This is a genomic window from Embleya sp. NPDC005971 (assembly GCF_040629175.1).
Lineage (GTDB): Bacteria > Actinomycetota > Actinomycetes > Streptomycetales > Streptomycetaceae > Embleya.
This window is the reverse complement of sequence record NZ_JBEXUX010000044.1, coordinates 48,580-62,016: the sequence shown is the minus strand read 5'-3', so window position 1 is coordinate 62,016 and position 13,437 is coordinate 48,580. Positions and strand designations below refer to the sequence as shown.

Genomic DNA, 13,437 nt, shown 5'->3' with positions numbered 1-13,437 from the left:
GCATATTTCGGCCGGTCGTGCCCCCGGTTGTGCCCCCGGTTCGGCCGCCCTCACAGGCGGAACCCGGCCGGGAAGGGATCCTCGGGATCGAGCAGATACTGCGCGGTGGCGGTGATCCAGGCCCGTCCGGTGACCAGCGGAACCACGGCCGGATGGCCGCCCACCTCGGTGCGTTCCACCAGCCGCCCGTGGAAGCGGGTCCCGATGAACGACTCGTTGACGAACGGTTGTCCGATCGCCAATTCGCCGCGTGCGGCCAACTGGGCCATCCGAGCGCTGGTTCCGGTGCCGCACGGCGAGCGGTCGAACCAACCCGGGTGGATCGCCATCGCGTTGCGCGACAGCGTGGCGTCCGAGCCGGGCGCCAGGAACTGCACGTGGTGGCAGCCCGCGATCTTCGGATCCTCCGGATGCACCGGCCGGGCCTGCTCGTTGATCGCCGTCATGATCGCCAGCCCGGCCTCCAGGATGCGTCCGCCCTCGGCCCGGTCGAACGGCAGGCCGACCTTGTCGATCGGCAGGATCGCGTAGAAGTTGCCGCCGTAGGCCAGGTCGTAGCCGACCGAACCCAGACCCGGCACGTCCACGGTCGCGTCCAGGGTGTGGGCGTACGAGGGGACGTTGCGCAGGGTCACCGAGCGGGCCGCGCCGTCGCGGACCTCGACCTCGGCGATCACCAGGCCGGCGGGCGTGTCCAGGCGGACCGTGGTGACCGGTTCGACCACCTCGACCATGCCGGTCTCCACCAGCACGGTGGCCACCCCGATCGTGCCGTGTCCGCACATCGGCAGGCAACCCGACACCTCGATGAACAACACGCCGTAGTCCGCGTCCGGGCGGGTCGGCGGTTGCAGGATCGCGCCGCTCATCGCGGCGTGTCCGCGCGGCTCGTGCATCAACAGCGTGCGCAGGTCGTCCCGGTGGGCCATGAAGTGCACCCGCCGCTCGGCCATGGTGGCACCGGGCAGCACGCCGACGCCGCCGGTGATCACCCGGGTCGGCATGCCCTCGGTGTGCGAGTCGACCGCGTGGAAAACGTGTCGTGAGCGCATCAGGCCAGTCCCTCCGCGAGCGCCTTCTCGGTGAACTCGCGCACCGACGCCTCCTGTTCGGGCAACAACGGGAGCCGCGGCGCGCGACACGGGCCGCCGCGGCGCCCGGCCAGGTCCATCGACAGCTTGATCGACTGTACGAACTCGGTGCGCGAATCCAGCCGGAGCAGTGGATGCAACAGGCGGTACAGCGGCAACACGGCGCGCACATCGCCGCCGATCGCGGCGCGGTACAACTCGACGGTGGCCCGCGGGAAGACGTTCGCGTAGCCGGCGATCCAGCCGACCGCACCGGCCAGCCCGAACTCCAGCGCGACGTCGTCGCTGCCGATCAACACGTCCAGTCCGGGCGCGAGTTCGGCGATCTCGTAGGCCCGGCGCACGTCCCCGGTGAACTCCTTGACGCCGACCACGAGACCTTCCTCGTACAGGTCCGCGAGCAGTCGGGGGGTCAGGTCGACCTTCGTGTCGAACGGGTTGTTGTACGCGACGATCGGCAGGCCGGCGCGGGCCGCGGTGCGGTAGTGGTCGAGCACCGTGCGGGTGTCCGCGCGGTAGCTGTTGGGCGGCAGCAGCATCACCGCGCGGGCGCCCGCCTCGGCGGCCTGCTCGGCCCAACGCAGCGACTCCGCCGCGCCGTAGGCCGCGATGCCGGGCAACACCCGGTCGCCGCCCACCGCTTCGACCGCGACGTCGACCACCCGGGCCCGCTCGTCGGGCGTGAGCGACTGGTACTCGCCGAGCGAGCCGTTCGGGCAGACGCCGTCACAGCCGGAATCCACCAGCCAGCGCACATGTTCGGCGTAGGCGTCGAAGTCCACGGACAGGTCTTCGCGCAGCGGCAGCGCGGTGGCCACCACGACTCCGTGCCACGGCTGCCGGGTGTCGGGTCGGTCCGGACCGGCAGGGGAGGAGGCGGGATGCGGGCTCATGAGGCTCCTTGGGCTAGGTCTCCGAGACGGATGGGCACACCGATCGGACGAGTGGGTGCCGGCGCGGCGATCGGTCTGTCCAGCACGTCGGACAACACGCACGCGGTGGCCTCGGCGCACATCCGGCCCTGGCACCAGCCCATGCCGGCGCGGGTGAGCAGCTTGATCGAGCGCACGTCGTCGGCGCCGAGCCGGGCCGCCTCCTCGATGCGATCGCGCGGCACCTCCTCGCAGCGGCAGATCAGGGTGTCGGCGTGCGACCAGGACGACCACCCGGGGCGGACCGGGTAGAGCGCGCGCAACCCGGCGGCGAACCGGGTGAGCGCGGCCCGGCGGCGCAACAGCGCGCGCGGCGGCGTCCGGCCGGCGATCGCGTACCCGGCCAACTCGCCCTCGACCTCCGCCAGATGCACTCCGCCGATGCCGGTGCTCTCGCCGGCGGCGGACAGCCCGGGAAGATCGGTCGCCTGTCGGGCGTCGACCGCGACGAAGCCGTCCGGGGTGGTCGCGCACCCGAGTTGGCCCGCCAGTTCGAGTTGCGGGGTGAATCCGAAGCCGACCGCGAGGGTGTCGCAGGCCACTTCGGTGGACGTCCCGGGACGAGGTCGCCAGTCGGCGTCCAGACGGGCCACGGTGACCGAGGTCAGGCCGGTGTCGTCGCCGTGCGCGGCGATCACGGCCCGGCCGGTTCGGTACGGGATGCGCCGACGGGCCAGGGCGAGCGCGTAGCGGCCCGCCTCGACCACGCGCGCGGGGCTGTGCGGCGCGAGCGCGGCGGCCCGCGGCGTGGGTCGGGACGCCTCCAGCACGGCGCTCACCTTGACGCCCGCGTCGGCCAGCGCCACCGCGACCGGCAGCAGGAACGGACCGGTGCCGGCCACCACCGCGCGTCGGCCCGGCGCCACGCCGTTGCCCTTGATCAGGGCCTGGGCACCGCCGGCGGTGAGCACTCCGGGCAGATCCCAGCCGGGGAAGGGCAGTTGCCGGTCGTAGGCGCCGGTGGCCAGCAGCAGGTTGCGGCCGGTCACGGTCACCGGGCCGCCGTCCCGCTCGCCGGCCACGGCGTGCACGGCGAAGCCGTCGGCCGTGCGTTCGACCGCCCAGACGCGGTGTTCGGCGAGGTGTTCGACGGTATGCAGGCGGGCGAGCGGCGGCCAGGCGGGCGGCCGACCGGCGCGGTGCCGGTGGTACTGGCCGCCCGCGCGGGAGCCGGCGTCCAGGACGGCGACCCGCAGGCCGAAGCGGGCGGCGGTGACGGCGGCGGTGAGGCCGGCGGGGCCGGCGCCGACGACGACCAGGTCGTGGGTCATGTGGTGCTCACCTCGTCGTCGGGGCGGGCGGTGACCAGGCAGGCCCGCAGGGAGGGGGTGCCGTTCACCGTGACCAGACAGTCGAAGCACACCCCGATGCCGCAGAACAACCCCCGCGGCTTGCCGGCGAACCGGGTGGTGCGCCAGGACCGGATCCCGGCGGCGAGCATCGCGGCGCCGACGGTCTGCCCGGCCTCCACCGGGACGGGCCGACCGTCCACGCCGATCCGGAAGTGGTCCGCGCCGGGCGGGTGGACCGGGGTGGGTTCGGATGCGCCGGTCACGAGGACACCTCCGCGAAGCGGGTCGGGGCGAATGGGGTGGAGTCGAACTCGGGGTCCTTGCCGGTCAGTCCCCGGGCGACGAGGTGCCCGGTGGCGGGCGCCAGTCCGACGCCGGCGCCCTCGTGACCGCACGCGTGCCACAGGCCGGGCACGCGCGGATCCGGGCCGATCACCGGCAGGTGGTCCGGGGAGTACGGCCGGAACCCCCGATAGGCGCGCAACACCGAGACGCCGGCCAGGAACGGGAACAGCTCGATCGCCTGCGCCGCCAGCCGGCGCAGCACCGGGACCGGGAACGAACGGTCGAAACCGACCCGTTCGCGGCTCGCGCCGATCAGGATGGTGCCGGACGGGGTGCCCTCGACCACGGCCGACGAGGCCAGGTCCGCGTCGTCGCCGGCGACGTCGCCCGCGTAGCTCGCGGCATACACCTTGTGTCGCACCATCGCCGGCAGCGGCTCGGTGACCAGTACGAAGCCGCGGCGGGGGAGGATCGGCAGCGACGCCCCGGCGAGCGCGGCCACCGCACCGGACCAGGTGCCCGCCGCGTTGACCACCGCGCCGGTGGCGAGTTCGCCGTGCGAGGTGCGTACGCCGAGCACCCGCCCGTCCCGCCCGAGCCGGAAGCCGGTGACGCTGACCCCGGTGTGCAACCGCACCCCCGAGCTCAGCAGCGCGGCGGCGGCCAGCGCGGGCTGCACCTGCGCGTCCTGCGGATAGTGCGTCCCGCCGGCCAGCCCCGGGGCCAGGTGCGGTTCGTAGGAGGCCAGGTCCGCGGCGTCCACGGCGTGCGCGGTGACCCCGCAGGGGCGCTGCGTGGCGGCGGTGGCGGCCATCGCGCCCGCCTCGGCCCCGGTCCGGGCGACGATCAGGCCGCCCTTGCGCTGGTACTCGAAATCGGGCCCGTCCTCGGCGAGTTCGGCCCACAGGCGGAGCGAGAGCAGGGCCAGGGCCAGCTCGGGTCCGGGCTCCTTGTCGGAGACCAGCAGGTTTCCCTCGCCGGCACCGGTGGTCCCGCCCGCGACCGGACCACGATCGAGCACGGTGACGGACAGGCCGGCACGGGCGGCGTAGTGGGCGCACGCGGCGCCGACGACGCCCGCGCCGATGACGACGACATCACTGGGACGGAGTTCGCTCACATCTGTAAAATGTCACATTGCCCTCACGAGGTAAAGGGTTTGCCGACGCCGGTCCGTGGACAGTCGGCCCGGCCGGCCGGGCCGAACCTCCGAGAAGAAGGCCCGCGGCCGGTTCCGGGAGGGTTACCCGGAATCGGCCGCGGGCCTCGTGGTGCGTCGATTCAGGGTTTGCCGGTGCCCTTCGCGTGGTGCGTGGTGAGCCACGAGACCAGGTCGGCGGTCCGGTTCGTGATGATGCCGTCCACCCCCGCCTCGTCGAGCGCCGCCCACTCCTTGGGGTCGTCCGGCGTCCAGGCCAGTACCGCGATGCCGGCGGCGTGCAACTGCTGCACCAGTTGCGGGCGTTGCCGCAGGGCCTGGTAGGACGGGTTGTACGAGGCGAGGCGCAACTCCTTGGCCAGCGCCACCGGATCGGGGTCCAGCCGATCCCGGAGCAGTCCGAGCGGCAACTCGGGGGCGACGTCACGGGTGATCCGCAGCGAATCCACGTCGAAACTCTGCACGAACACCCGGCCGGACATGCCGGCGGTCCGTACCTCCTGGACGATCCGGGAGATCTCCTCCCGGGTGTGCGGGGTCTTGATCTCCAGGAGCAGCCGGCCGCCGTGCGTGCGCAGGTCGGCGAGTTGCTCGCGCAGGGTCAGTACATGGGTGCCGGCGAAGGACGGCTTGAACCACTTGCCGGCGTCCAGCGTGGCCAGGTGAGCAGCCGTCAGTTCGCGCAGGCGGCCCTTGCCGTTGGTGGTTCGATTCACGGTGGCGTCGTGCATGATGTGCGGGACGCCGTCGACGCTGGGCTGCACGTCGTTCTCGATCCAGTCCGCGCCCGAGCGCCGGGCCGCCTCGTCCGAGGGCAGCGTGTTCTCCGGGGCCAGGGTCGGCGCACCCCGATGTCCGAACACCATCGGCCGGGCGCCGGGTACGCGGATGTAGCTGCGGCCCTCGATCGCGGCGCCGCCCCGAGGGGTGTCCGGAATCCCCGCGGGCGGATGCGCGGCGGCGGCCGGCGGCGGCTTGGAGGGCGTGAGAGTGGCACCGGCCAAGGACGATTTCGCACCGTCGTGCAGGTAGGCGGGCACCAGGCATTGCACGCAACCGAATGCGAGGCCCAGGCCGGTCAGGGAGCCGACGATCCCTCGTTTGCTGCGGTGGAATCGCGTCCGGGGCCGGGGAGCGCGCCCGGGTGGGTCAAGGAGCATCCAGGCATCGTAGAAGCAATTTCGGGCTGCCATTCGCATTCGATCAACACGTTCGGTAGCTCTCGACATGCACCGCGTGACGATCGATGTGAGAGTGGATGACGACCGACCATCGGTTCTCCGTAGGAGGAAAACGGCCATGGCCAAGCAGAAGTCGAAACCTCACCTGCAGAACAAGAATTCGCTGTTCGTCGAAGCCGAGCGTGCCGACTCCGCACCGGCACCGGCAGCGGAGGCGACGGACACCCTCGAATCCCACAAGGCGGCCAGGCGCGGCAAGAGCGACCGGCCCAAGGGTCGCCCGAAGCGCTGACGGCCCGGCGTCCGCGGCCGGCGCCCCCGGGCACCGGCCCCGGACGATCCCCCCGAACCTCGCGGATGCCCGGGGGAGGGGCGTGAAGTCCCCACCGCCCCGCCCGGTACGCGCCCGCAGGCCCCGCCGACTTCGCGTCGGCGGGGCCTGTGGCGTGTTTGGGCCGGTGGCCGGCTGTGCGCTACGGGCGGGTCGGTCCGTAGAGCCGACCGGTCCTGGTGGACACGCTGCCGAACAGGCCGCGGGGGGTGAGTTTGGCCAACCCGACCACCGCCTTGTAGCGCAGGTCCGGCACGCTGACCGTGCGGCCCACCGCGAGGTCGCGGATCGCGGCGGCGACCACCCGATCGGCGTCCAACCACATCCAGTTGGGGATGTTGGAGGTGCCCATCCCGGCCCGCAGGTGGAACTCGGTGCGCACGAAGCCCGGACACAGCGCCATCAACCGCACACCACTGCCCGCGAGTTCGCGGGCCGCGCCCTCGGTGAAGCTGACCACCCACGCCTTGCTCGCGCCGTAGGTGCCGCGCGGCAGGAAGGCCGCGACGGAGGCCACGTTGATCACCCAGCCGCGACCACGCTCGCGCATCGCGGCACTCGCGGCGGTGGTCAGCCGCAGCACCGCCTCGCAGTGCACCTTGAGCATGCGCACCTCGTCGGCCGTGGACGCGTCCAGGAAACCGCCCTTGTTGCCGAAGCCGGCGTTGTTGACCAACACGTCCACCGGTGCGACGCGATCGGCGAGCCGGGCCTCGACCGCCGCGATTCCCTCGTCCGTGGCCAGGTCCGCGGCCAGCACCTCCACCGGCACCCCGTGCTCCTCGCTCAGGTCGCGGGCGGATTCGGCCAGGCGTTCCCGGTCGCGCGCGACCAGGACGAGGGCGTGCCCCTCGTGGGCGAGTCGTCGGGCGAACGCGGCGCCGAGGCCCGAGGTGGCACCGGTGATCAGTGAGGTCGTCATGTCGCCCAGGGTAGTAACCGAACGCCCGAGGGCCCGATTCGCGCGTCGGCGGCGGGCGCGGCCGGCTGAAACAATGGCGCCGGGGCGGATCCCGGAAGGAAGTACGCGATGGCGGCTGCGGTGCGCAAGGTCGGTGGACACGTGCCACCGGCCCGGGGGACCCGACCACGCAATCGGCGCGCGCTGATCCTGGCCGCGGCAGCCGAACTGTTCCACCGCCGCGGGTACGCGGACGTGGGTATGAGCGACATCGCCGAGGCGGTGGGCATGGGACCGTCGGCGCTGTACCGGCACTTCCGGAGCAAGCAGCACCTGCTCATGCAGGTCGTGCTCGACGGGGTCGCGCCGGTGCGCGACGCACTGGCGCGCAGCGCGGTCGAGGATCCGGACACCGTGCTGCGTGCGGTGGTCGCGGTCACCCTCGACCATCGCGAGGTCGGCGTGTTGTGGCAGCGCGAGGGCCGGTTGTTGCCGGCGGCGGAGCGGGCCGAGGTCCGGCGCGAGATCCGCGCGGTGACCGCCGTGGTCGCCGGGCTGATCCGGACCGCCCGGCCGGAGTTGTCGCCCGAACAGGCCGAGTTGCTCGCGTGGTGCGGCCTGGGCGTGCTGCTCAGCCCGTCCTTCCATCACATCGAACTCCCGCGTCCGGAATATCTGCGGCTGCTGGTGGAGTTGGGCCGGGCGGCGGTGGCCGCGCCGCCCGCCGAACTGGTGCCGATGGCCCGTCCGCCGGCCGGGCTGGTGCTGCGCTCGCGCCGCGAGGCGTTGCTGACCGCGGCCGTACGGATGTTCGCCGAGCAGGGGTACGCGGGCGTGGCCATCGAGGACATCGGCGCGGCGGCCGGAATCGCGGGCCCGAGTGTGTACAACCACTTCGAGAGCAAGGGGGACCTGCTCTCGGCGGCGGTGACCCGGGGCATCGAGTGGTTGGCGATGGACATGACGCGCGCGCTCGCCGGCGCCGCGGATCCCGAGACGGCGCTGCGCGTCCTGCTGGCGGCCTACATCCGATTCGCGGCCGAACACAGCGACCTGGTCACGTTGTTGCTCACGGAGGTCTCGCACCTGCCGACGCCGGCTCGGCATCGGGCCCGGCAGGCGCAGTCCGACTACCTGATGGAGTGGGTGCACCTGTTGTGCGCGGTGCGCCCGGAGTACGCGACGGCGCCCGCCCGGATCCGGGTGTACGCCGCGCTGACCGCGATCAACGACGTGGCGCGCACCCGCCATCTGCGGGACACCGCGGGGGTGGCCGCGACGCTTGCCGCGGTGGCCGGTGCGGTGCTCGGGCTGGATCCGGTCGGGCCGCCGGCGCTCAGTGCTCGCAGTTGACCCGGCCCCGGGCGCCGTCGAGGTAGGTCTGCCGCTTCCAGATCGGCACCTCGTGCTTGATCCGGTCGACCGGTTCGTGGCAGGCCGTGAAGGCCGCCGCGCGATGTGCGGTGGCGACCGCCACGACGATCGCGGTGTCGCCGACGAGCAGGTCGCCCACTCGGTCAGGTCGAGGCGATCTCGTCGTCGTCCGCGCCCGAGCGCAGCAGGCCGCGCAGGTCGGACTCCTCGCGGGCGAACAGGCAGGTGCGCAACTGTCCGTCGGAGGTGAGGCGGACCCGGTCGCACGCACCGCAGAACGGCCGGGCCACACTCGCGATCACGCCGACCGCGGCGTCGGTGCCGGCCAGGTGCCACTCCTCGGCGGGCGACGAGTCGTCCCGGGGCGCGGCGGAGAGGGTGAAGCGTGCGGCCAGTCGGTCCAGTACCTCGGCCGCGGTGATCATCAGGTCGCGATCCCACGCGCCGTGCGGATCCAGCGGCATCTGTTCGATGAAGCGCAGCCGGTAGCCGTGCTCGATCGCCCCTTCGACCATCGGCACGATCTCGTCGTCGTTGAGCCCGCGTACCGGCACCGTGTTGACCTTGACCGGCGCGAGGCCGACCGCGCGTGCCGCGCGCAGCCCGGCGAACACGTCCTCGATCCGGTCCCGGCGGGTGGGCCGGGCGAACCGCTCGGGCCGCAGCGTGTCCAGGCTGACGTTGACCCGCCGCAGACCCGCCGCGTGCACAGTGCGGGGGCCAGGGCCGCCGGCCGGACTCCGTTGGTGGTCAGCGACGGTTCGGGAGCCCGGGGCAGGCCGGCCAGATCCGCGATCAGCGCGGGCAGATCCGGCCGCAACAGCGGTTCGCCGCCGGTGAGTCGCACCGTGCGGATGCCCAGGTGCTCCACCGCGATCCGGACCAGGCGGGTGGTCTCCGCACGGGTGAGCAGGTCGTCGGCGGGCAACCAGGGCAGGCCCTCGGCGGGCATGCAGTACGTACAGCGCAGATTGCACCGGTCGGTCAGGGACACGCGCAGGTCGGTGTGCACACGAGCGAACCGGTCGAGCAGCGGAGCGGGTGGCGCGAAGGGGTGGGACATGCCCGCCAGTAGAGCCGCCGGGCCGGCGAGGGTCCACGGGCGGAACGTACGAGAGCCGGTCGGCGCGGGTGCGGGCGGTGTGGTGGATTCATCCGAAGGCGCGGACCGGGCGCGGGTGTCAGTTCGTGGGCATCGACTCCGGGGCCGGTTCGGTGCCGCCCAGGCGCGCGCCCAGCCGGACCGCGATCTCCTGCATCCTGGTGGTCATCCAGCGCTCCTCCATCGCCCGGATCCGGCCCTCGGGGCCGGACACGGACAGCGCGGTCGCGGTGGGCGCTCCCGGCACCACGACCGCGACGCAGCGCACGCCGAGTTCCTGTTCCTGGTCGTCGATCGCATAGCCCTGGGCCCTGATCCGCGGGAACTGGGCGAGCAGCTCGGCCGGATCGGTGACGGTGTGTTCGGTGTGCGAGGTCAGTGGTCGACCGCCGAGCACGCGGGCGGCGTCCGCCTCCGGGAGTTGGGCGAGCAGGATCTTGCCCACCGCGGTGCAGTGCGGCTGTACGCGCCGGCCGACCTCGGTGAACATCCGCATCGAATGCCTGCTGGGCACCTGGCCGACATAGACCACCTCGCCGGCCTCCAGCACCGCGAGATTGGCGGTCTCGCCGGTGGCCTCCATCAGTTCGGCCAGGTACGGCCGGGCCCAGCCGCCGAGCAGGCGACCTGCGGTCTCGCCCAACCGGATCAGCCGCGGGCCCAGGGTGTAGCGGCGAGAGGCGTCCTGGCGCAGATATCCCAGCGACACGAGCGTGCGTACCAGGCGGTGGATGGTGGGCATGGGCAATCCTGAACGCGCGGCGAGTTCGCTGAGCGTCAGCACTCCGCCCGCGTCGGCGAGCAGTTCGAGGAGGTCGAACGCGCGTTCCAGGGACTGGACGCCACCGCTCGTGCCGTTGCTACGTGAGTCGAGTGCGGCCACGGCATGATCCTTCGTCGAGAATATTTCAACAAGTTGTTGAACTTCCGTTTCCCGGAAACTAATGTCCACTCTACAAAAGAGCGTCGACGGCGAAGGAGAGCCACCCATGAGTGCACCGGCCATCGTGGTCAAGCACGGCACGGCGACCGGCGGCTCCGTGCCGCGAGCGGACGAGGTGCTCACCACCGAGGCGCTGCGTTTCGTGGCGAGCCTGCAACGCAGGTTCGGCGGCCGTCGCGACGCGTTGCTCGACCTGCGCCGGGCCCGACGCGAGGAGATCGCCCGCACCGGCCGGCTCGACTTCCTGCCGGAGACCGCCGAGGTGCGGGCCGCCGACTGGCGTGTCGCCGAGGCGCCGCCCGCGCTGCGGGACCGACGGGTGGAGATCACCGGCCCGGCGGATCGCAAGATGACCATCAACGCGCTCAACTCCGGCGCCCGGATCTGGCTCGCCGACTTCGAGGACGCGTCGGCGCCGACCTGGCACAACGTCGTCGCGCATCAGCTCAACCTGATCGACGCCTACGACCGGCGGATCGACTTCTCCACCGCCGAGGGCAAGAGCTACCGGCTGCGCCCGGACGACGAGTTGGCCACCGTGGTGATGCGCCCGCGCGGCTGGCATCTGGACGAGCGGCACGTCCTGGTCGACGGAGTGCCGGCCGCCGGCGCGCTGGTCGACTTCGGGCTGTACTTCTTCCACAACGCGGCCCGCCTGCTCGACCGGGGCCTGGGCCCGTACTTCTACCTGCCCAAGATCGAGAGCCACCTCGAAGCCCGGTTGTGGAACGACGTGTTCCGGCACGCACAGGACCTGCTGGACATCCCGCGCGGTACGATCCGCGCCACCGTGCTGATCGAGACGGTCACGGCCGCGTTCGAGATGGACGAGATCCTGTACGAACTGCGCGAGCACGCGTCGGGTCTGAACGCGGGCCGCTGGGACTACCTGTTCAGCATCGTCAAGAACTTCCGCGACGCGGGCGACGCGTTCGTCCTGCCGGACCGCAACGCGGTCACCATGACCGCGCCGTTCATGCGGGCGTACACCGAACTGCTCGTGCGCACCTGCCACCGGCGCGGGGCGCACGCGATCGGCGGGATGGCGGCGGTGATCCCCTCCCGACGCGACGCGGCGGCCAACGCGGCGGCGCTGACCAAGGTGCGCGACGACAAGGACCGCGAGGCCGGCGACGGCTTCGACGGCTCGTGGGTGGCGCACCCCGACCTGGTGCCGGTCTGCCGCGAGGCGTTCGACGCGGTGCTCGGCGATCGACCCAACCAGATCGAACGCACCCGGGACGACGTCGAGGTGACGGCGGATCAGCTCCTGGATGTGGCGTCGGCCGAGGGGTCGCCGACCGGGGCCGGGCTGCACGCGGCGGTCGGGGTCGGGCTGCGCTACCTGGAGGCGTGGCTGCGCGGATACGGGGCGGTCGGCGTCTTCGGCCTGATGGAGGACGTGGCGACCGCGGAGATCTCCCGGTCCCAGGTCTGGCAGTGGATCAACAACGGCGTGGTGCTCGCGGACACCGGCGAGAAGGTGACCGCAGACCTGGTCCGGCGCCTGGTCGTCGAGGAACTGGGCGCACTGCGCGAGGACATCGGCGACGACCGGTTCGAGGCGGGCCGCTGGACGGCCGCCCGGGACCTGTTCCTCAAGGTGGCCCTGGCTGCGGACTTCGTCGACTTCCTCACCCTGCCGGGATACGAACTGCTCGACTGAGGCGGGCTGTTCGCCGATCCCCCCAATACCGGGACGGCCGGGTCCACCCCGGCGGTCGTGGGGCGCGTCCAATCGGGCGGGCCCGGTCGTTCCGCAGCTTGGCACCGTGTTTTCGGGCGCGGGCGACGTCGCGCCGGTACCGCCGGTGCCGAGATCGCTCGCGTCGACACCGCTCGCGCCGACGCTGTTCGTGCGGGCATCTCATGCCGACACTGCTCGCGCCGACGTTGTCCGTGCGGGCATCGAACAGGAGGCAGCACAATGGCACGGATGTTCCTCAACGGCCAGGCGATGGAGGGTGGTCCGTTCCACCATCACCTGGCGGGTGCGCCGCTGGTGGCCAAGACCCGTACCGCGCCCGGCTATCGCTTCTTCTCCATCGGCGACCGTTGTCCTGGTCTGTTGCCCGATCCGGCGAGCGAGGTGCAGATCGCGGGCGAGGTGTACGAGGTTCCGGACGAGGTGCTGCGCGACAACCTCCTGCCGACCGAGCCGGCCGAGCTGGAGTTCGGGATCATCAAGCTGGAGGACGGCTCGGCCTGCTTCTCGATGATCCTGCGGCGCGGCGAATTGCAGTCGGGCCGGCACAAGGAGATCACCGAGTTCGGTGGCTGGCGCGCCTATTTGCGGACGCTGGGGCGTGAGGCGTAGTCCGGCTTCGAGCACGCGGGGCGGGTCCGACCCGGGTCGGCGTGGGTTGCGCCGGGTCGGTGCTGCCCAATCCCGACAATCGGGGCCCATATGATCTTGGCATGACTGCCGCGAACCCGGCCCTGGCCGCCATCCTCGACCGCGCCGACGACTCCGAGATCGACCCTGCCGACCTGCTCGCGGAGATCGTGGCCGGCGGGGTGGTCGTCGCGATCGACGACACCGAGTCGGTGGTCTTCATTCGCGGCCGGGACGGGCAGCCGTGGTTGCCGGCGTTCGTCGACGCGGATACGTGTGCCCGGGACGTGCCGCATGGCCGGCCGTACTCGTGCGACGCGGCGCGACTGGTCGACATCGCCGGGCGGACCGGGGTGCGGACGATGACGGTGGCGTCCGCGACGCAGTGTGCGACGGTGCCGCTGGCGCTGGTGGCCAAGGCGGTTGCGGCGCGGGACTGAGGTGCCGGCGCGGGCCGACGCGCGGCCGAAGTCCCGGGGGCCTCGGCCGCGTGACGGCAGGTCAGGGGATG

At 72.4% G+C, this 13,437-nt stretch carries 13 protein-coding genes and 2 pseudogenes; 5 read left to right on the top strand and 10 right to left on the bottom strand.

All coding sequences use genetic code 11. The annotated features are described in order from the left end of the window. Window positions 1-50: 50 nt before the first annotated feature. From ABZ374_RS31835 to ABZ374_RS31810, 6 genes are all read right to left on the bottom strand, one after another. On the bottom strand, window positions 51-1,052 hold the full coding sequence (locus ABZ374_RS31835; protein ID WP_360317625.1) for a proline racemase family protein: 1,002 nt from the start codon (window positions 1,050-1,052) through the stop codon (window positions 51-53). Next, entirely contained in the window at window positions 1,052-1,984 is a 933-nt protein-coding gene (locus ABZ374_RS31830; protein WP_360317623.1) for a dihydrodipicolinate synthase family protein, read from the bottom strand. The genes ABZ374_RS31835 and ABZ374_RS31830 overlap by 1 nt, the downstream gene beginning before the upstream one ends. Beyond that, complete coding sequence (locus tag ABZ374_RS31825; RefSeq protein ID WP_360317620.1) at window positions 1,981-3,294, bottom strand: FAD-dependent oxidoreductase; 1,314 nt, start codon at window positions 3,292-3,294, stop codon at window positions 1,981-1,983. The genes ABZ374_RS31830 and ABZ374_RS31825 overlap by 4 nt, the downstream gene beginning before the upstream one ends. Continuing rightward, window positions 3,291-3,578: a (2Fe-2S)-binding protein gene (locus ABZ374_RS31820; RefSeq protein ID WP_360317618.1), complete on the bottom strand. Its 288-nt coding sequence runs from the start codon at window positions 3,576-3,578 to the stop codon at window positions 3,291-3,293. Before ABZ374_RS31820 ends, ABZ374_RS31825 begins: the two co-directional genes overlap by 4 nt. Beyond that, a complete protein-coding gene (locus tag ABZ374_RS31815; protein WP_360317615.1) occupies window positions 3,575-4,720 on the bottom strand; it encodes an FAD-binding oxidoreductase in 1,146 nt (381 codons plus the stop codon). Before ABZ374_RS31815 ends, ABZ374_RS31820 begins: the two co-directional genes overlap by 4 nt. A 161-nt stretch (window positions 4,721-4,881) precedes the next feature. Further along, the gene (locus ABZ374_RS31810) at window positions 4,882-5,919 is read right to left on the bottom strand and encodes a glycerophosphodiester phosphodiesterase family protein (protein ID WP_360317612.1); all 1,038 of its coding nucleotides are present in this window, start codon (window positions 5,917-5,919) and stop codon (window positions 4,882-4,884) included. A gap of 139 nt (window positions 5,920-6,058) precedes the next feature. Between ABZ374_RS31810 and ABZ374_RS31805 the strand changes: the two genes are divergently transcribed. Beyond that, a complete protein-coding gene (locus ABZ374_RS31805) occupies window positions 6,059-6,232 on the top strand; it encodes a hypothetical protein (RefSeq protein ID WP_360317609.1) in 174 nt (57 codons plus the stop codon). A 181-nt stretch (window positions 6,233-6,413) separates the two neighbouring features. On the opposite strand, the gene ABZ374_RS31800 is transcribed toward ABZ374_RS31805, so the two are convergent. Next, window positions 6,414-7,193 carry an SDR family oxidoreductase gene (locus ABZ374_RS31800; RefSeq protein ID WP_360317606.1) on the bottom strand — a complete coding sequence of 260 codons (780 nt, stop codon included), beginning with the start codon at window positions 7,191-7,193 and terminating at the stop codon, window positions 6,414-6,416. 108 nt (window positions 7,194-7,301) lie between these two features. Between ABZ374_RS31800 and ABZ374_RS31795 the strand changes: the two genes are divergently transcribed. Beyond that, on the top strand, window positions 7,302-8,525 hold the full coding sequence (locus ABZ374_RS31795) for a TetR/AcrR family transcriptional regulator (protein ID WP_360317604.1): 1,224 nt from the start codon (window positions 7,302-7,304) through the stop codon (window positions 8,523-8,525). On the opposite strand, the pseudogene ABZ374_RS31790 reads toward ABZ374_RS31795, so the two are convergent. From ABZ374_RS31790 to ABZ374_RS31780, 3 genes and pseudogenes are all read right to left on the bottom strand, one after another. After that, a pseudogene (locus ABZ374_RS31790) lies at window positions 8,509-8,688 on the bottom strand (molybdenum cofactor biosynthesis protein MoaE); the annotation flags it as partial. The gene ABZ374_RS31795 and the pseudogene ABZ374_RS31790 overlap by 17 nt on opposite strands. A 10-nt stretch (window positions 8,689-8,698) precedes the next feature. Next, window positions 8,699-9,609: pseudogene (gene moaA / locus ABZ374_RS31785) on the bottom strand (GTP 3',8-cyclase MoaA); the annotation flags it as partial. Between the two features lie 118 nt (window positions 9,610-9,727). Continuing rightward, window positions 9,728-10,531, bottom strand: a complete 804-nt coding sequence (locus ABZ374_RS31780) for an IclR family transcriptional regulator (protein WP_360317601.1) — start codon at window positions 10,529-10,531, stop codon at window positions 9,728-9,730. Window positions 10,532-10,637: 106 nt separating this feature from the next. Here ABZ374_RS31780 and aceB point away from each other — a divergent pair, with 106 nt between their 5' ends. From aceB to ABZ374_RS31765, 3 genes are all read left to right on the top strand, one after another. Next, window positions 10,638-12,257, top strand: a complete 1,620-nt coding sequence (gene aceB, locus ABZ374_RS31775; RefSeq protein WP_360317599.1) for a malate synthase A — start codon at window positions 10,638-10,640, stop codon at window positions 12,255-12,257. A gap of 261 nt (window positions 12,258-12,518) precedes the next feature. After that, window positions 12,519-12,908 carry a gamma-glutamylcyclotransferase gene (locus tag ABZ374_RS31770; RefSeq protein ID WP_360317597.1) on the top strand — a complete coding sequence of 130 codons (390 nt, stop codon included), beginning with the start codon at window positions 12,519-12,521 and terminating at the stop codon, window positions 12,906-12,908. A gap of 101 nt (window positions 12,909-13,009) precedes the next feature. Further along, window positions 13,010-13,366 carry a hypothetical protein gene (locus ABZ374_RS31765; protein ID WP_360317595.1) on the top strand — a complete coding sequence of 119 codons (357 nt, stop codon included), beginning with the start codon at window positions 13,010-13,012 and terminating at the stop codon, window positions 13,364-13,366. The last annotated feature ends 71 nt before the right edge of the window (window positions 13,367-13,437 follow it).